16 protein-coding genes and 1 tRNA gene are annotated in these 15,648 nt (G+C 63.1%); all 17 read left to right on the top strand.

Features of this window, described 5'->3' with window-relative positions; all coding sequences use genetic code 11:
* The first annotated feature begins 151 nt into the window (after nucleotides 1-151).
* The 17 genes from HK28_RS11095 (at nucleotide 152) to HK28_RS11175 (ending at nucleotide 15,647) form a co-directional block, all read left to right on the top strand.
* Complete coding sequence (locus HK28_RS11095) at nucleotides 152-436, top strand: HU family DNA-binding protein (RefSeq protein WP_026397475.1); 285 nt, start codon at nucleotides 152-154, stop codon at nucleotides 434-436.
* A 148-nt stretch (nucleotides 437-584) separates the two neighbouring features.
* Nucleotides 585-659: transfer RNA gene (locus HK28_RS11100), tRNA-Val, on the top strand.
* A 337-nt stretch (nucleotides 660-996) separates the two neighbouring features.
* Complete coding sequence (gene ndhC / locus HK28_RS11105) at nucleotides 997-1,362, top strand: NADH-quinone oxidoreductase subunit A (RefSeq protein ID WP_086644636.1); 366 nt, start codon at nucleotides 997-999, stop codon at nucleotides 1,360-1,362.
* A 54-nt stretch (nucleotides 1,363-1,416) separates the two neighbouring features.
* Nucleotides 1,417-1,989 carry an NADH-quinone oxidoreductase subunit B family protein gene (locus HK28_RS11110; protein WP_026397473.1) on the top strand — a complete coding sequence of 191 codons (573 nt, stop codon included), beginning with the start codon at nucleotides 1,417-1,419 and terminating at the stop codon, nucleotides 1,987-1,989.
* Nucleotides 1,982-2,641 carry an NADH-quinone oxidoreductase subunit C gene (locus HK28_RS11115; protein WP_086644637.1) on the top strand — a complete coding sequence of 220 codons (660 nt, stop codon included), beginning with the start codon at nucleotides 1,982-1,984 and terminating at the stop codon, nucleotides 2,639-2,641. The genes HK28_RS11110 and HK28_RS11115 overlap by 8 nt, the downstream gene beginning before the upstream one ends.
* A gap of 10 nt (nucleotides 2,642-2,651) precedes the next feature.
* Nucleotides 2,652-3,929: an NADH-quinone oxidoreductase subunit D gene (locus HK28_RS11120; protein ID WP_086644638.1), complete on the top strand. Its 1,278-nt coding sequence runs from the start codon at nucleotides 2,652-2,654 to the stop codon at nucleotides 3,927-3,929.
* On the top strand, nucleotides 3,926-4,555 hold the full coding sequence (locus HK28_RS11125; protein WP_086644639.1) for an NAD(P)H-dependent oxidoreductase subunit E: 630 nt from the start codon (nucleotides 3,926-3,928) through the stop codon (nucleotides 4,553-4,555). The genes HK28_RS11120 and HK28_RS11125 overlap by 4 nt, the downstream gene beginning before the upstream one ends.
* A 12-nt stretch (nucleotides 4,556-4,567) precedes the next feature.
* Entirely contained in the window at nucleotides 4,568-5,902 is a 1,335-nt protein-coding gene (gene nuoF / locus HK28_RS11130) for an NADH-quinone oxidoreductase subunit NuoF (protein WP_086644640.1), read from the top strand.
* 5 nt (nucleotides 5,903-5,907) lie between these two features.
* Nucleotides 5,908-7,947: an NADH-quinone oxidoreductase subunit NuoG gene (nuoG, locus tag HK28_RS11135; protein ID WP_086644641.1), complete on the top strand. Its 2,040-nt coding sequence runs from the start codon at nucleotides 5,908-5,910 to the stop codon at nucleotides 7,945-7,947.
* Nucleotides 7,916-8,974 (top strand): NADH-quinone oxidoreductase subunit NuoH, encoded by a 1,059-nt coding sequence (gene nuoH, locus HK28_RS11140; RefSeq protein WP_369823653.1) that lies wholly within the window; start codon nucleotides 7,916-7,918, stop codon nucleotides 8,972-8,974. The genes nuoG and nuoH overlap by 32 nt, the downstream gene beginning before the upstream one ends.
* Nucleotides 8,974-9,462, top strand: coding sequence for an NADH-quinone oxidoreductase subunit NuoI (nuoI, locus tag HK28_RS11145; protein WP_086644642.1), 489 nt, complete (start codon nucleotides 8,974-8,976; stop codon nucleotides 9,460-9,462). Before nuoH ends, nuoI begins: the two co-directional genes overlap by 1 nt.
* A gap of 24 nt (nucleotides 9,463-9,486) precedes the next feature.
* Nucleotides 9,487-10,230: an NADH-quinone oxidoreductase subunit J gene (locus HK28_RS11150; RefSeq protein WP_198945866.1), complete on the top strand. Its 744-nt coding sequence runs from the start codon at nucleotides 9,487-9,489 to the stop codon at nucleotides 10,228-10,230.
* A complete protein-coding gene (gene nuoK, locus HK28_RS11155) occupies nucleotides 10,227-10,550 on the top strand; it encodes an NADH-quinone oxidoreductase subunit NuoK (protein WP_026397464.1) in 324 nt (107 codons plus the stop codon). The genes HK28_RS11150 and nuoK overlap by 4 nt, the downstream gene beginning before the upstream one ends.
* A 6-nt stretch (nucleotides 10,551-10,556) precedes the next feature.
* Entirely contained in the window at nucleotides 10,557-12,497 is a 1,941-nt protein-coding gene (nuoL, locus tag HK28_RS11160; protein ID WP_086644643.1) for an NADH-quinone oxidoreductase subunit L, read from the top strand.
* Between the two features lie 148 nt (nucleotides 12,498-12,645).
* On the top strand, nucleotides 12,646-14,070 hold the full coding sequence (gene nuoN, locus HK28_RS11165) for an NADH-quinone oxidoreductase subunit NuoN (protein ID WP_086644644.1): 1,425 nt from the start codon (nucleotides 12,646-12,648) through the stop codon (nucleotides 14,068-14,070).
* Nucleotides 14,060-14,851 (top strand): biotin--[acetyl-CoA-carboxylase] ligase, encoded by a 792-nt coding sequence (locus tag HK28_RS11170; RefSeq protein ID WP_086644645.1) that lies wholly within the window; start codon nucleotides 14,060-14,062, stop codon nucleotides 14,849-14,851. The genes nuoN and HK28_RS11170 overlap by 11 nt, the downstream gene beginning before the upstream one ends.
* On the top strand, nucleotides 14,835-15,647 hold the full coding sequence (locus HK28_RS11175) for a type III pantothenate kinase (protein WP_086644646.1): 813 nt from the start codon (nucleotides 14,835-14,837) through the stop codon (nucleotides 15,645-15,647). The genes HK28_RS11170 and HK28_RS11175 overlap by 17 nt, the downstream gene beginning before the upstream one ends.
* Nucleotide 15,648 lies beyond the last annotated feature (1 nt).

Genomic DNA, 15,648 nt, shown 5'->3' on the forward strand with positions numbered 1-15,648 from the left:
GCGGGGGGCGCAACCCCCGCCGTTGTTTTTTTTGGCGTGTTTCGGCGCTTCGTTAGTGTTGACGTAAGAAAAAACGGCTTCATAGTGCCCGCCGGAACGCTCGCTTGCCGCCTGGTGCGGAAGTCGGGCCGGAACAAAGAAAGGCGTATTAATGGACAAGCCGCTCAACAAGCAGGAACTCGTGGCCCTCGTTGCTGACGACGTCGACCTGCCCAAGGCGAAAGCTGGCGAAGTGGTCGACGCGGTCTTCACCGCTATCGAGAACGCCCTGAAGAAGAATCAGGAAGTCCGTCTCGTCGGGTTCGGTTCGTTTGTCACGGCGCACCGCAAGGCCACCAAGGGCCGTAACCCCCGCACCGGCGAAGAGATCGACATTCCGGAGTCCACCTCCGTTCGCTTCAAGCCCGGCAAGACGCTTAAGGACGCCGTTAGCTAAGGCTGACTGACGTCTGAAGCGTTGTGCGCGCTCCGTAGGGGCGCGCACGCGGCCCGGTTGATCGGGCCGCAAACGCCGAGGTCCTGAAGGCCGAGGCGTACTGCGATTGATCGATTGCAGTATTTTGTTTATGCACTGGCCTCCCTGAGGGCGATTAGCTCAGCGGTAGAGCGTCTCGTTTACACCGAGAGGGTCGGCGGTTCGATCCCGTCATCGCCCACCATGGCGCCGTGATGATTCACACCGGTCTCACCGGAAGAAGAATCGGACACGGCGCATACACCCTGAAAATTTGTTTTTGCATGTCTGGCGCGCGTCGGTGCGATATAGCGCTTGATGTATGTCATTTTGTGTCTTTTCCGCAGTGGCGAACAGTAGAACCGGGTGGCGGAGAACGGTGTTGTTGTGCGTCGTCGTCGCGCCTTCACGGGAAAGTGCCTCGTGCTTGGCTTGGGCAGGTCTGGCCACGCCGGGACTGCGGGCATAGGTTGGGCCTGACGGACCGATGTGTCGCGCAAGCGGCGCGTCGTCGGCTGGGTGGATGGTAGCGGAGGGCGGTTTTGCATTCGGTGATAAACGATTACCTGCCCGTTCTCATTTTCGGCGTTCTGGCGGTCGTCATCTCTGCCGGCATGCTGGGCGGGTCGCTGCTTGCAGGGCACCAGAAGCCGTACGCCGAGAAACTGTCGGCCTACGAGTGCGGTTTTGCAGCCTTTGACAACGTCCGCCGCCGCTTCGACGTGCGATTTTATCTGGTCTCGATCCTCTTCATCATTTTCGACCTTGAGGTCGCGTTCCTGTTCCCGTGGGCGATCAGTCTGTCTCGGATCGGGGCGTTCGGGTTCTTCTCGATGCTCGCGTTCCTAGGTGTTCTCGGGATTGGTTTTCTTTACGAATGGCGCAAGGGCGCGCTCGACTGGGATTGACGGGCTGCTGTCGATTATTTTGATGTCGAGACAAGGCGGAGGCGCGAGATGAGCATGAACGACGGTAAGGCGGTCGGCGGATCGGAGACGATCGTCTGGAATCGCGACATGGTTCCCCCCGGTCCGGAGCAGGACGCCATCGTGCGTGGCGTCACCGGGGAGATCAGCGAGAAGGGGTTCGTCGTCGCGAATCTCGACAAGCTGGTCAACTGGGGCCGCACCGGCAGCCTTTGGCCAATGTCGTTCGGTCTTGCCTGCTGCGCGGTCGAGATGATCCACGCCTATATGCCGCGCTACGATCTCGATCGTATGGGGGTGATTCCCCGCGGTTCGCCGCGTCAATCCGACGTGATGATCGTCGCAGGCACGCTAACGAACAAGATGGCTCCGGCGCTGCGCCGCGTGTACGACCAGATGGCCGAGCCGCGCTGGGTGATCTCGATGGGTTCCTGCGCCAATGGCGGCGGGTATTACCATTACTCCTATTCCGTCGTTCGTGGCTGTGATCGCGTTGTGCCGGTGGACGTCTATGTCCCGGGCTGTCCGCCGACTGCGGAGGCGTTGATTTACGGCATCATGCTTCTCCAGAAAAAAATTCGTCGCACGGGGACCATTCTGCGTGGCTGAGGAAACTACACGTCTCGCTGGAGCCGCGTCGGCAGACAGGCTCGGAGCGCTGGCCTTCACCCTGTCCTCGTCCTTTCCGGGCGTTTCGTCCGCCGCCGTCGAACGTGGCGAACTGGTCGTGCGCGCTGACAGGGATGTCCTTATCCCGCTGATGACGTTGCTGCGCGACGATCCACAGTTCCGGTTCGAGCAGATGATGGACCTCTGCGGCGTCGATTTTCCGGCGCGCAAAAACCGGTTCGACGTCGTGTATAATCTGCTGTCGGTCAGCCTGAACCAGCGCGTTCGAGTAATCGTCACGACCGACGAACTGACGCCTGTTCCCTCCGTGCATGGGCTGTGGCCCTGCGCGACGTGGTGGGAGCGCGAGTGCTACGACCTTTTCGGCGTGCTGTTTTCCGGTCAGCCGGATCTGCGGCGCATCCTCACCGATATCGGGTTCGAGGGGCATCCGCTGCGCAAGGATTTCCCGCTGACGGGCTATACCGAGGTTCGGTACGATCCCGAGCGTCGGCAGGTGGTGCGGGAGCCGGTGTCGTTGACGCAGGATTTCCGCGACTTCGATTTCGTATCGCCGTGGGAGGGCGTCCTGACGCTCCCCGGCGACGAAAAGGCGCATGAACTGCGCCAGATCATGAAAAAGCTGAGCTGACGGGGCCGTCATGACGAATGCGATCGAGCAGGCAGCGTTGGACCACGCCTTTGGCGAAGCGGTCGTGCCGGAGTCTCTTCTGCCCGAACAGGCAGTCGAGCAGGCTGAGCGGCGCACGGTCGAGATCGACAGCCATGCGCTGAATTTCGGGCCGCAGCATCCGTCTGCGCACGGCGTGCTGCGTCTTGTGCTGGAGATGGAAGGCGAGGTCGTCGCTCGTGCGGTGCCGCATATCGGCCTGCTGCATCGCGGCACGGAAAAGCTGATCGAATACAAGACGTATCAGAAGGCGCTGCCGTATTTCGATCGCCTCGATTACGTCTCCCCGATGTGTGAGGAGCACGCGTTCGCGCTGGCCACAGAAAAGCTGTTGGGGATCGAGGCGCCGGATCGCGCCAAGTGGATTCGTGTGATCTTCGCGGAAATTACGCGCATCCTGAACCACATTCTCAACCTGACCGCGATGGGGCTGGACTGCGGCGCGGTGACGCCCGCCCTGTGGGGGTATGAGGAGCGCGAGAAACTTCTGGAATTCCATGAAGCCGCTTCCGGCGCCCGGTTTCATGCCAATTACTTCCGCCCCGGCGGCGTCGCGCGCGATCTGCCCGCTGGTCTGGAAGAACGCATCGCCAACTGGGCGAAGGAATTCCCCTCCTGGATCGATGACCTTGAGAGCCTGCTGACAGAAAACCGCATCTGGAAGCAGCGTACCGTCGGCATCGGCGTGTTTACGACAGAGCAGGCGCTGGCCTGGGGTTTCAGCGGCCCGTGTCTGCGCGGGTCCGGCGTGCCGTGGGATTTGCGCCGTTCGCAGCCCTACGACAATTACGACAAGGTCTCGTTCGAGATTCCCGTGGCGCGTCACGGCGACTGCTACGACCGGTATCTGGTCCGCGTGGCCGAGATGCGCGAGAGCGTGAAGATCATCGAGCAAGGGCTGGCGCAGATCAAACCCGGCCCGATCAAGGTGCAGGATCCGAAATTCTCCCCACCGAAGCGTTCAGAGATGAAGCAGTCGATGGAAGCGTTGATCCATCACTTCAAGCTCTTCACGGAGGGATATCACGTTCCCCCCGGCGCGACCTACACGGCGGTTGAAACGCCTAAGGGCGAGTTCGGCGTGTATCTGGTGGCGGACGGCAGCAACCGTCCCTACCGCTGCAAGATCCGTCCGACCGGGTTCTCGCATCTGCAGGCGATAGATGAATTGTCACGACGTTCCATGCTGGCCGACACGGTGGCCATCATCGGTTCGCTCGATCTCGTGTTCGGTGAGGTGGATCGATGAGCGCTCAGACGCCGGAACAGCCGGCTCATTTCGCGTTCGACGAGGCCAGCGAAGCGGAAATCGCGACGATTCTGACGAAATATCCGCCGGAGCGTAAGGCCAGTGGCGTGATTCCGCTGCTCTACGTCGCCCAACGGCAGATGGGTCGCCTGACAGACAGCGCCTGGGTGCCGGTTGCGGCCATGGACGCCATCGCCGCCCGTCTGGAGGTCGCGCCGATCCGCGTCTACGAGGTCGCGACCTTTTATCTGATGTTCAACACGAAGCCGATCGGTCGCTACCATCTGCAGGCGTGCACGACGACCTCCTGCTGGCTGCGCGGATCGGACGATGTAGTCGCGGCCTGTAAGAAGGCCACAGGTATCCAACATTTTGGAGAAACCAGCGAGGACGGGCTGTTCACGCTGACGGAAGTCGAATGCCTCGGCGCCTGTGCGAACGCGCCGATACTTCAGGTCGACAGCGATTATTACGAGGATCTCGACGGCCCCCGTACAGAACAGTTGATCGAAGCGCTCCGCAAGGGTGAGCGCCCGGCCTATGGGCCTACGATCAACCGCTTTAACTCTGCGCCCGAGGGTGGTCGCAAGGTGCTGCTCGACGCTGGCGAACCGGGTCAGGGATAGGGAGAAGACGCGATGCTCAGCGACAAGGATCGGATCTTCACCAACCTCTACGGTCAGAGCGACTGGCGTCTGGTTGGCGCGCGCGCGCGCGGAGACTGGAATGGCACGGCCGAACTGATCGCGCGCGGCCGCGACGCTATCGTCAACGAGATGAAGGCGTCGAACCTGCGCGGCCGCGGCGGCGCAGGGTTTCCGACGGGCCTGAAATGGTCGTTCATGCCGAAGGGCGACGGGCCTGTGCCGCGTTACCTCGTCATCAACGGCGACGAGTCCGAACCCGGCACCTGCAAGGACCGCGAAATCCTGCGGCACGAGCCGCACAAGCTCATCGAGAGCGCCCTGCTCGCATCCTTCGCGATGGGCGCGCACGCAGCGTATATCTATATCCGCGGCGAGTTCTTCAACGAGGCGCGGCACCTCCAGATCGCGATCGACGAGGCGTATGACGCCGGGCTGCTCGGCCCAAACGCCGCAGGCTCTGGCTGGGATTTTGATTTCTACATCCATCGCGGCGCGGGCGCGTATATCTGTGGCGAAGAGACGGCGCTGCTGGAGAGCCTTGAAGGCAAGAAAGGCCAGCCGCGCATGAAGCCGCCCTTCCCGGCGGGGGCCGGTCTGTATGGCTGCCCGACGACGGTGAACAACGTCGAGAGCATCTCGGTGGCGTCCACCATCCTGCGGCGTGGGGCTGCATGGTTCGCAGGGCTGGGACGTCCGAACAATTGCGGCTCCAAGCTGATGGCGATTTCCGGCCACGTGAACACGCCCTGCGTGTTCGAGGAGGAGCTGGGCGTTCCGCTGCGTGAGATCATCGAGAAGCACGGCGGCGGCGTGCGCGGCGGGTGGGACAATCTGCTGGCCGTCATTCCGGGCGGATGCTCGGTGCCGTTGCTGCCGAAATCGGTCTGCGAAACGGTGCTGATGGACTTCGACAGTCTGCGCGCCGAACGGTCCGGTCTGGGCACCGCGTGCATGATCGTGATGGACAAGTCCACGGACATCATCAAGGCGATCGCGCGCTTCTCGCAGTTCTTCAAGCATGAGAGCTGCGGCCAGTGCACGCCGTGCCGTGAAGGCACCGGCTGGATGATGCGCGTGATGAACCGCATGGTCGAAGGTCGCGCGGAGATCGAAGAGATCGACATGCTCGAGCAGGTCACGCGTCAGGTCGAGGGACACACGATCTGCGCGCTGGGCGACGCGGCGGCGTGGCCGATTCAGGGGCTGATCCGGCATTTCCGACCGCTGATGGAAGAGCGGATTCACAACTACAAGCGGCTGCATGGCGGCGCGGGACGGATTGATGCGCCGTCGCCCGCGACCCTCGCGACCCTCGCGGCGGAGTAAGGCGAATGGTGAGGGTTCTCGTCGACGGAACGCCGGTCGATGTGCCGGCGGGCTCATCCGCGCTGCAGGCTTGCGAGGCCGCCGGGAAGGAAATCCCGCGCTTCTGCTATCACGAACGACTGTCGGTCGCGGGCAACTGCCGCATGTGCCTTGTCGAGGTCGTGCGCGCGCCCAAGCCGGTGGCGTCCTGCGGTTTTCCCGTTGCGGAAGGCATGGAAATCAAGACGGACACCGAAGTCGTCCGCAAGGCGCGGCGCTCCGTCATGGAGTTCCTGCTGATCAACCATCCGCTGGACTGCCCGATCTGCGATCAGGGCGGCGAGTGTGATCTGCAGGATCAGGCCTACGGTTACGGCAGCGGCGTGTCGCGGTACGACGAGCCGAAGCGGGCCGTGACGGACAAGAATCTTGGTCCGTTGGTCAAGACGGTCATGACGCGCTGCATCCAGTGCACGCGCTGCGTCCGGTTCTGCGCCGAAGTGGCCGGAACGCCCGAACTGGGCGCCGTGTCGCGTGGCGAGAACATGGAGATCACGACCTATGTCGAGAAGGCGCTGACGTCCGAGCTTTCCGGTAATCTGATCGACATCTGCCCTGTCGGTGCCCTGACCTCCAAGCCCGGCGCGTTTCAGCAACGCCCGTGGGAGTTGAAGAAGACCGACGCCATCGACGTGATGGACGCGCTTGGGACCAACATCCAGATTCAGACGCGTGGCGGCGAAGTGAAGCGCATCGTCCCGCGCGTGAACGATGAAGTGAACGAGGAATGGCTGTCCGATAAGGGCCGCTTCGCCATCGACGGCCTGCTGCGCCGCCGTCTGGATCGCCCTTGGGTGAAAGTGCACGGCAAGCTTCAGGCCGTGTCGTGGCAGGATGCGTTCGTCGCCATCGCCCGTCGCCTCGAAGGCGTTCCTGGCTCGCGCATCGGCGCCATTGTCGGCGACCTGTGCGACGCCGAGAGCATGATGGCGCTGCGCGACCTCATGATCTCTATGGGGTCGCCCAATCTCGATTGCCGTCAGGACGGGGCGCATTACGACGTGTCCGACCGCGCGAACTACACGTTCTCGTCCGGCATCGCGGGAATCGACGAGGCCGACGCGCTGTTGGTGATCGGGGCGAACCCCCGTCACGATGCGCCGGTCCTGAACGCGCGTATCCGTAAAAGATATCTCGAAGCAGGCCGAGGCGGTCTTCCGATCGGTGTGATCGGCGACATGGGCTCCGACCCGACATGGGCATACGAATCCTTGGGCGCGGGCGCTTCGGCGCTGGCCGATCTGATGGCCGACGGAAATCCGTTCCTCGAAAAGCTGAAGGCGGCGAAGCGCCCGATGATCATCGTCGGGCAGGGCGCGCTGACGCGTGACGACAGCCCGGTGGTGCTCAAGGCCTGCGCGTTGCTGGCGGAAACTGTGGGCGCGGTGACGGATGAGTGGTCTGGCCTGAACGTCCTGCACACGGCGGCTTCGCGCGTGGCGGCTCTGGATCTCGACTTCCTGCCAGCCGAGGGCGGGCGCAGCGTGCGCGGCATGCTCAGCGGCGGCGTCGACGTGCTCTGGCTGCTCGGCGCGGATGACTTCCCGGTGCACGGGATCGGGCCGGACACGTTCGTGATTTACCAGGGCCATCATGGCGACGCGGGCGCGGCCCGGGCGGACGTGATCCTTCCGGGGGCTGCGTACACCGAAAAGCAGGGCACCTGGGTGAACACCGAAGGCCGCGTGCAGCGCGGGTTCCAGGCCGTGTTCCCGCCGGGCGAGGCGCGCGAGGACTGGCGTATCCTGCGCGCAGTGTCCGACGTGCTGGGGCATACGCTGCCCTACGACACGATCGAGGCGCTGCGCGAGCGGCTGCAGGTAGGGGAGCGGCATGTGACCGCGCGGCGTTCGGCGGCGGAAGCGCTGTCCGACAGCGTGCTTTCCAAGCCGTTCGCGTCTTCCGGCGCCAGCTATTACCTGACGAACCCGATTTGCCGGGCGAGCGTGACGATGCAGGAATGCGCCAGCGTTCATGCCCCGCACGCGGCTGTGGCGGCGGAGTAGCGACGTGGAACAGTTCTTCTTCCATACGACGACCGGCCACGTCGTCCTGCTGGTGCTCGAAGCACTGGCGATTCTGGTGCCGCTTCTGATCGCCGTCGCCTATCTGACGCTCATGGAGCGCAAGGTCATGGCCGCGATGCAGATGCGGCGCGGACCTAACGTGAACGGTCTTTTTGGCGTGCTGCAGGCCTTCGCCGACGCCATCAAGATGATGACCAAGGAGACGATCATCCCCAGCGGGGCGAACCGTTTCCTGTTCCTTCTGGCGCCGTTCCTGACGTTCTCCCTCGCCATGCTGGCATGGGCGGTAATCCCGACGGGAGACGGTCTGGCGGTCGCCAACATCAATGTCGGCATCCTGTATCTGCTCGCGATCTCGTCGCTGGGCGTTTACGGCATCCTGATCGCGGGCTGGGCGTCGAACTCCAAATACGCGTTCCTTGGCGGGCTTCGCTCCGCGGCGCAGATGGTTTCGTATGAGGTGTCGATCGGTCTGGTGATCGTGTCTGTGCTTCTGGCGGTGGGCAGCCTGAATCTGAACGACATCATCCTGGCGCAAAGGCATGTTTGGTTCTGCGTGCCGATGTTCCCGATGTTCATCATCTTCTTCATCTCGGCCCTCGCCGAGACGAACCGCGCGCCGTTCGATCTTCCGGAAGGCGAGTCCGAACTGGTGGCGGGGTTCTTCGTCGAGTACTCGTCGCTGTCCTTCGGCCTGTTCTTCCTAGGCGAATACGCGAACATGATCCTGATGTCGGGGATGGTGAGCATTCTCTTCCTTGGCGGCTGGCTGCCGCCGCTGGGGATCGCGCCGCTGACCTGGATTCCGGGTCCGGTCTGGCTGATCGCCAAGATCCTGTTCTGCCTGTTCGTGTTCATCTGGGTGCGCGCGACGTTCCCCCGCTACCGTTACGATCAGCTCATGCGGCTGGGCTGGAAAGTGTTCCTGCCGTTCTCGCTGCTGTGGATGATCGCGACCGCCGGGTTCCTGCTCGCAACGGGCAATCTGCCTCAGGGAGTAAGCTGATGGCCGGCCTCGACCGCAGCCTCAAGGCGTTTCTGCTGACCGAGATCGTCGCCGGCATGACCGCGACGTTCAAGACGATGTTCAAGCCGAAAGTCACGCTCAACTACCCCTATGAAAAGGGACCGCTGTCGCCGCGTTTCCGGGGCGAGCACGCTTTGCGTCGCTATCCGAACGGCGAGGAACGCTGCATCGCGTGCAAGCTGTGCGAGGCTGCGTGCCCGGCGGAGGCGATCACGATCGAATCCGAGGCGCGCGACGACGGTTCACGCCGGACGACGCGCTACGACATCGACATGACGAAGTGCATCTATTGCGGCCTGTGCGAGGAAGCCTGCCCGGTGGACGCGATCGTCGAGGGGCCGAACTACGAGTTCGCGACGGAGACCCGTGAAGAACTGATGTACGATAAGAACAAGCTGCTCGCCAACGGCGACAGATGGGAAAGCGTGCTGGCGCGGAGGCTCGAACTCGATGCGCCGTATCGCTGAGCCCCGGCTGGTGGAGAGTCCGATATGATGATCCAGCTTGTCTTCTACGTCTTCGCGGCGGTGCTGATCGCGTCGTCCGCGATGGTGATCTTCGCGAAGAACCCGGTTCATTCCGTGCTGTTCCTCATCCTCGGCTTCTTCAATGCGGCGGGGCTGTTCCTGCTGGCCGGGGCCGAGTTTCTGGCGATGATTCTGGTCATCGTCTATGTTGGCGCGGTCGCGGTTCTGTTCCTGTTCGTCGTCATGATGCTCGACATCGACTTTGCGAGAATGCGCGAGGGGCTGCAGCGTTACGCGCCGTTGGGCGCAGCCGTTGGAGGCGTCCTGTTCGCCGAGCTGGCGATGGCGGCGGCGCACTGGGCCAGTTCGCCGGTCATGCCGGAGCCGATCACGGGCGGTCTTGGCCAGCCGGGTGGTCCGATGACCAACACGGCGGCGCTCGGGACGCTGCTCTACACCCACTACATTCTGCTGTTTCAGGCCTGCGGCCTCGTGCTGTTAGTCGCGATGATCGGCGCGATCACACTGACGCTGCGTGAAAAGCCGACGGGTCGTCGCCAGGTGATCGGCAAGCAGCACGAGCGCATGCGCGCGGACACGCTGGATATGCTGACCCTGCCGCTGGGCTTCGGGACCGACGCCAATGGCGGGTTCCTGCGTCCGGCGAAGGGGTATTACGACACGGCGGTTCCGGGTTCTTACGGCGTGCCCGCCGCGCCGGAGCCTCCGCGCGAAGAGGTCCGCAAGGTTGACGGAGACGCGCCATGAACGACGCTTTCGCCCAGATCGGTCTGGGGCCTTTTCTTACGGTCGGAGCGGCGCTGCTGGTCCTCGGCGTGTTCGGGATTTTCCTGAACCGCAAGAACATCATCATCATCATGATGTCGATGGAGCTGATCCTGCTGGCCGCCAACATCAACCTCGTCGCGTTCTCTGCGGCGCTGGGCGATCTGTCCGGGCAGGTCCTGACGGTCTTCGTGCTGACCATCGCTGCGGCGGAGGCGGCCATCGGCCTTGCCATCCTCACCGTCTATTTCCGCAACCGCGGCTCGATCCAGGTCGAGGACGTGGCGTTGATGAAGGGCTGACCGGCGATGCAGGCGGCATTGATCCTTTTCGCGATTGCTGTGCTTGCTCCTCTGGGCGGCGCCGCGATCTGCGGGCTCTTCGGACGGCGTCTTGGCGACGGCGTGGCGCAGTTCGTCTCGATCCTGTTCATGGTCGTGGCTGCTCTGTGCAGCTACGGCGCGCTGATCGGCGGCATGACGTCCGGCGCGATGCCGGGCGTGGCGCTGCTGGCGCACTGGGTTGACGCCGGGTCGTTCCACGCGGCGTGGGCGCTGCGTTTCGATACGCTGTCGGCGACGATGACGGCGATGGTGCTGACGGTCTCCCTGCTCGTCCACATCTACAGCGTCGGGTACATGTCCCATGACTCGATGCCGCGCTATCGCTTCTTCGCCTATCTGTCGCTGTTCACGTTCGCCATGCTCATGCTGGTGTCGTCCAATGACCTGATCCAGCTTTTCTTCGGCTGGGAAGGCGTAGGCCTCGCGAGTTATCTGCTGATCGGGTACTGGTTCCAAAAGCCGAGCGCGAACGCGGCGGCGATCAAGGCCTTCGTGGTGAATCGAATCGCTGACCTGTTCTTCATCGTCGGCATCGGTCTGCTGTTCGTCACCTTCGGGACGGTTCAGTACGACAATATCTTCTCGCTGGTCCCCAATCAGGCGCGCAACGCGTATATGCTGTTCGGCAGCCCGCATTCGCTGCTTGAGGTGATCGGGACGCTGCTGTTCGTCGGCGCGATGGGCAAGTCCGCGCAGTTGTTCCTGCACACATGGCTGCCGGATGCGATGGAAGGTCCGACGCCGGTTTCCGCGCTCATTCACGCGGCCACCATGGTCACGGCGGGCGTGTTCCTGATGGCGCGCATGTCGCCGCTGATCGAGTTCACTCCGTACACACGGGAGTTCATTGTCCTGATCGGCGGGACGACGTGTTTTTTCGCCGCGACGGTCGGCATGGTGCAGCCGGACATCAAGCGAACCATCGCCTATTCGACGTGTTCGCAGCTTGGCTACATGTTCGTCGCCATTGGCGTCGGCGCGTATCAGGCGGGTGTGTTTCATCTGACGACGCACGCCTTCTTCAAGGCGCTGTTGTTCCTAGGCGCTGGTTCGGTCATTCACGCCGTTCACGACGAGCAGGACATGTTCCGTATGGGCGGCCTGTGGCGGAAAATTCCTGTCACCTATGTGGTGATGTGGATCGGCAGTCTTGCGCTCGCCGGCGTGTTTCCCTTTGCGGGCTACTGGTCCAAGGACGCGATCCTGAACGCGGCCTGGGCGTCGGGCAGCAGCGTCGGCATGTATGGCTGGGTTCTGGGTACGGTCACGGCCTTCATCACGGCGTTCTACAGCTGGCGGCTGCTTTTCCTGGTGTTCCACGGGAAACCACGCGACCAACATCTGCATGACGGCGCGCATGAAAGCCCGCCGGTCATGGTCGCGCCGCTCGTGCTGCTGTCCATCGGCGCGCTCGCCGCAGGCGCGGTGCTGGCGCCGCTCTATGTCGGTTCGAAGCAGGCGATGTTCTGGGCCGGGGCGATCGTCAACGCTCCGGGCAACACGATCATGAGCATGATCGAAGAGGTCCCCACGTTCATCGCACTGCTGCCGAGCGTCGCTGGCCTTCTGGGCATCGCTGCGGCCTATGTCTTCTATATCGCCAAACCCGAATTGCCCGCGTCTGTGGCCTCTTCGTTCCGACCGCTGTACCTGTTCCTGTTGAACAAATGGTATTTCGATGAACTGTATGACCGCATCTTCGTGGGGCCGTATCGCGTGATCGCCCGCCTGTTGCGTCGCAACGACGAGGGCGTAATCGAGAAAGCACCGGTCGAGCTGGCCCGTCTGACGCTGGGCGGCGCGGTGCTGGCGACGCGTTCGCAGACCGGCTCCATCGCGATCTACGCGCTGTCGATGCTGATCGGTCTGGTGGCGCTCGTCACGACGGTGGTGTTCTTCCAGTGACGGGCGCAATGCCTGCGGCCCTGTCGTTCCGTAAGCCGGGCGGCGAGAGCGGCGGTCGCTCTGCCGGGTGTTTTCTGCGTGCTTTTCCGGACCGTGAGGGGATAGGCCGCGCGCCTCTCCCGCACGTCCGTTCGATGGAGTTGAGACGATGAACTGGACACTCGCCCTGCCGGAGATCGTGCTGGCGGTCAGTGGTCTCGTGATCCTCGCCGCGGGCGTCCTGATGCGCAAGGAGGAGGCGTTCCTCCCCAGCGCCACGCTGAGTGTTGCGGCGATGATCGTCTCCGGATTTCTGGTGGCGACGTCTTCCAGCGGCGTCGGCTACGGTGATGTTTTCGTCGTGGACGCCTTCGCGCGCTTCATCAAACTGCTGGTGATCGCGGGCGGCGTCGCCTCGATCACGTTGTCGATCGGGTATTCTGACGGCAAGAGCGCCCTGCCGTTCGAAACGCCGATCCTGATGTTGTTTTCCACGCTTGGCGCGATGATCATGGCGTCGTCGGCGAACCTGATGACGCTGTTCGTCGGGCTCGAACTGTCGTCGCTGTCGATCTACATTCTCTGCGCCATCGAGAGGGATCGGGTGGAGGCGGCGGAGGCCGGGCTGAAATACTTCATCCTCGGGTCCCTGGCGTCTGGGTTGCTGCTCTATGGCGCGTCGCTCGCCTACGGCTTCGCGGGGACGATGGAGTTCGCGCCGATCGCCGTTGAAATCAACGGCGCTGGCGCCTTGCCGGTGGGACTGGTCATCGGTGTCGTGTTCATCGTCGTCGGCCTAGCCTTCAAGCTGTCGGCCGTGCCGTTCCATATGTGGACGCCTGACGTCTATCAGGGTTCGCCGACTCCTGTGACGGCGTTCATGGCGGGCGCGCCGAAATTCGCCGCGTTCGCATTGATCCTGCGGGTGATGATGGGGCCGTTCGGCGCGATGTCGCCGCGCTGGCAGCTTCTGATCGAAGTGATTTCGGCGTTGTCGATGCTGTTTGGCGCGCTGGCGGCAATCCCGCAGCGCGACATCAAGCGTCTGATGGCATATTCGTCGATCGGTCATATGGGATACGCGATGATGGGCCTCGCGGCGGCGACCCCGGTGGGAACGCGCGGGACGCTGGTCTATCTGACGACGTATCTGGTGATGAATGTCGGCGTGTTCGGCGTCATCTCGGCCATGCGCCGTCGTGGACGTGAGGTGACGACGGTCGCTGACCTCGCAGGACTCGGCCGTACCAACCCGGCGATGGCCATGGTGATGGCGATCTGCATGTTCAGCATGATCGGCGTGCCGCCGCTTGCAGGGTTCTTCGGTAAGTTCATGGTGTTCGGCGCAGCGTGGAACGCGGGCCTCTACGGGCTGGTCGCTGTCGGAGCGCTTTCTGCGGTGATCGGCGCCTTCTATTACCTGCAGGTAGTGAAGGTTGTGTATTTTGACGCGTCGGTCGCGCCGTTCGACAAACCTGCGCCGTCCATCGCGTTCGTGTCCGCCGCCATGGGGCTGGCGACGGTGCTTTTTCTTCTGGCGCTTGGCCCGGTGAGCGAAGCGGCTGGAGCAGCGGCGAAAGCTCTTGTCGGCTGAGTTCGTCCGGGAGGACGTCTCCGGCTGGCGGCTCGAGCTGCATGACGAGCTGTCCTCGACGTCCGACGTCTGCATAGAGCGCGCGGATCTTGGAGAGGCGGAGGGGCTCGCGCTACTGGCGCGCCGTCAGACCAAAGGGCGTGGCACGCGGGGGCGCACGTGGGCTGATCCCGGCGACAGCCTTGCGCTCTCTGTGTTGATGCGGCCTGAGAAGAACGTTTCTTCGGTCAGCGCGCCATGGTCGTTCATCAGCGCGCTGGCGTATTACGACGCGCTGGCCGACGGCGTGCTGACGCCGCGGCTACGCGTCAAATGGCCGAACGACATCCTGCTGGACGGACACAAGCTGGCGGGCATTCTGGTCGAAGCCAGCGGCGGCGAAGGCGGATGGGTCGTGATAGGTTTCGGTGCCAATATCCGGCGCGCACCGGCGGTGGAAGGCCGCACGCTGGCCTGTCTCGCGCAATACGATCCCGAGGCGGAAGCGGCGGTCGTGGGACGGCGTGTGCTGGCTGCGCTGACGCGTTGGCGCGCAGTGTGGGAGCGCGAGGGTTTCGCCCCGATCAGGCAGGCCTGGCTGGAGCGGGGGCCGCATCGGGGCGCGCCCCTTGTGGTCAGCGGGGGAAAAACCTATGTTGAAGGCGAATTCGAGGGGATCGACGAAGGCGGGGAACTTCTTCTGCGCTGCGGTCCGGAGTTGAAGCGCATAGTCACCGGCGAAATTTTGTACGGCGATACGGCGTTAATAAAAATGGAAGCGCAAAATGCTTCTGGTCGTTGACGCTGGCAACACCAACGTCGTCTTCGCTGTGCATGATGGCGCCACATGGCGCGGAAGCTGGCGCGTCTCGATGCAGCCGCAACGCACGTCGGACGAATACGCTGTTTGGTTGATGACCTTGCTGCAGGCTGCCGGGCTGTCAGTAAATGACGTCAGTCAGGCGGTGATCGGCACCGTTGTGCCAGCGGCGCTCTATCACCTGCGCCTGTTGTGCAGACAGTATTTTCAGACCGAGCCGCTGATCGCGTCTTCCCGTCTGGATTGGGGATTTCGTATTGCGCTCGATAATCCGGGAGAAGTCGGCGTCGACCGGCTCCTCAACGGATTGGCGGCGCACAGGATTTATGGCGGTCCATTGATCGTCATCGATTTCGGCACGGCGACGACATTCGACGTGGTGGATGTGGACGGGGCGTATTGCGGCGGTGTGATTGCGCCCGGGATTAATCTGTCGGTCGAAGCGCTGCACAAGGCGGCGGCCCGCCTGCCGCGCATCGGCGTCGGGCGTCCGACGGGCGGACTTGTCATAGGGCGGGATACGAACTCGGCTATGCGGTCGGGCGTTTTCTGGGGGTATATCGGGCTGGTCGAGGGGATCGTCGAGAGGATCAGGCAGGAATTCGGGGCGCCGATGAAGGTGCTCGCGACCGGCGGTCTGGCTCCGCTCTTCTCAGAGGGAACGAGTGTGTTTGAACACATCGATCCTGAACTCACCATCAACGGTCTTCGGTTTCTGGCCGGGAGGAATCCCGAGCCACATCTTACAAACGACAAAGATTTGATTACGGAAGGATAAT

The sequence above is a fragment of the Acetobacter sp. DsW_063 genome, assembly GCF_002153745.1.
Classification (GTDB): Bacteria; Pseudomonadota; Alphaproteobacteria; order Acetobacterales; family Acetobacteraceae; genus Acetobacter.

Bases quoted from the DNA above. Each gene is read 5' to 3' on its own strand.
- nuoG (WP_086644641.1), top strand. From the start codon at position 5,908: ATGGTGAGGGTTCTCGTCGACGGAACGCCGGTCGATGTGCCGGCGGGC.
- HK28_RS11175 (WP_086644646.1), top strand. From the start codon at position 14,835: ATGCTTCTGGTCGTTGACGCTGGCAACACCAACGTCGTCTTCGCTGTG.
- nuoH (WP_369823653.1), top strand. From the start codon at position 7,916: ATGCCCCGCACGCGGCTGTGGCGGCGGAGTAGCGACGTGGAACAGTTC.
- nuoL (WP_086644643.1), top strand. From the start codon at position 10,557: ATGCAGGCGGCATTGATCCTTTTCGCGATTGCTGTGCTTGCTCCTCTG.
- nuoK (WP_026397464.1), top strand. From the start codon at position 10,227: ATGAACGACGCTTTCGCCCAGATCGGTCTGGGGCCTTTTCTTACGGTC.
- HK28_RS11110 (WP_026397473.1), top strand. From the start codon at position 1,417: ATGAACGACGGTAAGGCGGTCGGCGGATCGGAGACGATCGTCTGGAAT.
- HK28_RS11150 (WP_198945866.1), top strand. From the start codon at position 9,487: ATGATGATCCAGCTTGTCTTCTACGTCTTCGCGGCGGTGCTGATCGCG.
- HK28_RS11095 (WP_026397475.1), top strand. From the start codon at position 152: ATGGACAAGCCGCTCAACAAGCAGGAACTCGTGGCCCTCGTTGCTGAC.
- HK28_RS11120 (WP_086644638.1), top strand. From the start codon at position 2,652: ATGACGAATGCGATCGAGCAGGCAGCGTTGGACCACGCCTTTGGCGAA.
- HK28_RS11125 (WP_086644639.1), top strand. From the start codon at position 3,926: ATGAGCGCTCAGACGCCGGAACAGCCGGCTCATTTCGCGTTCGACGAG.
- nuoF (WP_086644640.1), top strand. From the start codon at position 4,568: ATGCTCAGCGACAAGGATCGGATCTTCACCAACCTCTACGGTCAGAGC.
- nuoN (WP_086644644.1), top strand. From the start codon at position 12,646: ATGAACTGGACACTCGCCCTGCCGGAGATCGTGCTGGCGGTCAGTGGT.
- nuoI (WP_086644642.1), top strand. From the start codon at position 8,974: ATGGCCGGCCTCGACCGCAGCCTCAAGGCGTTTCTGCTGACCGAGATC.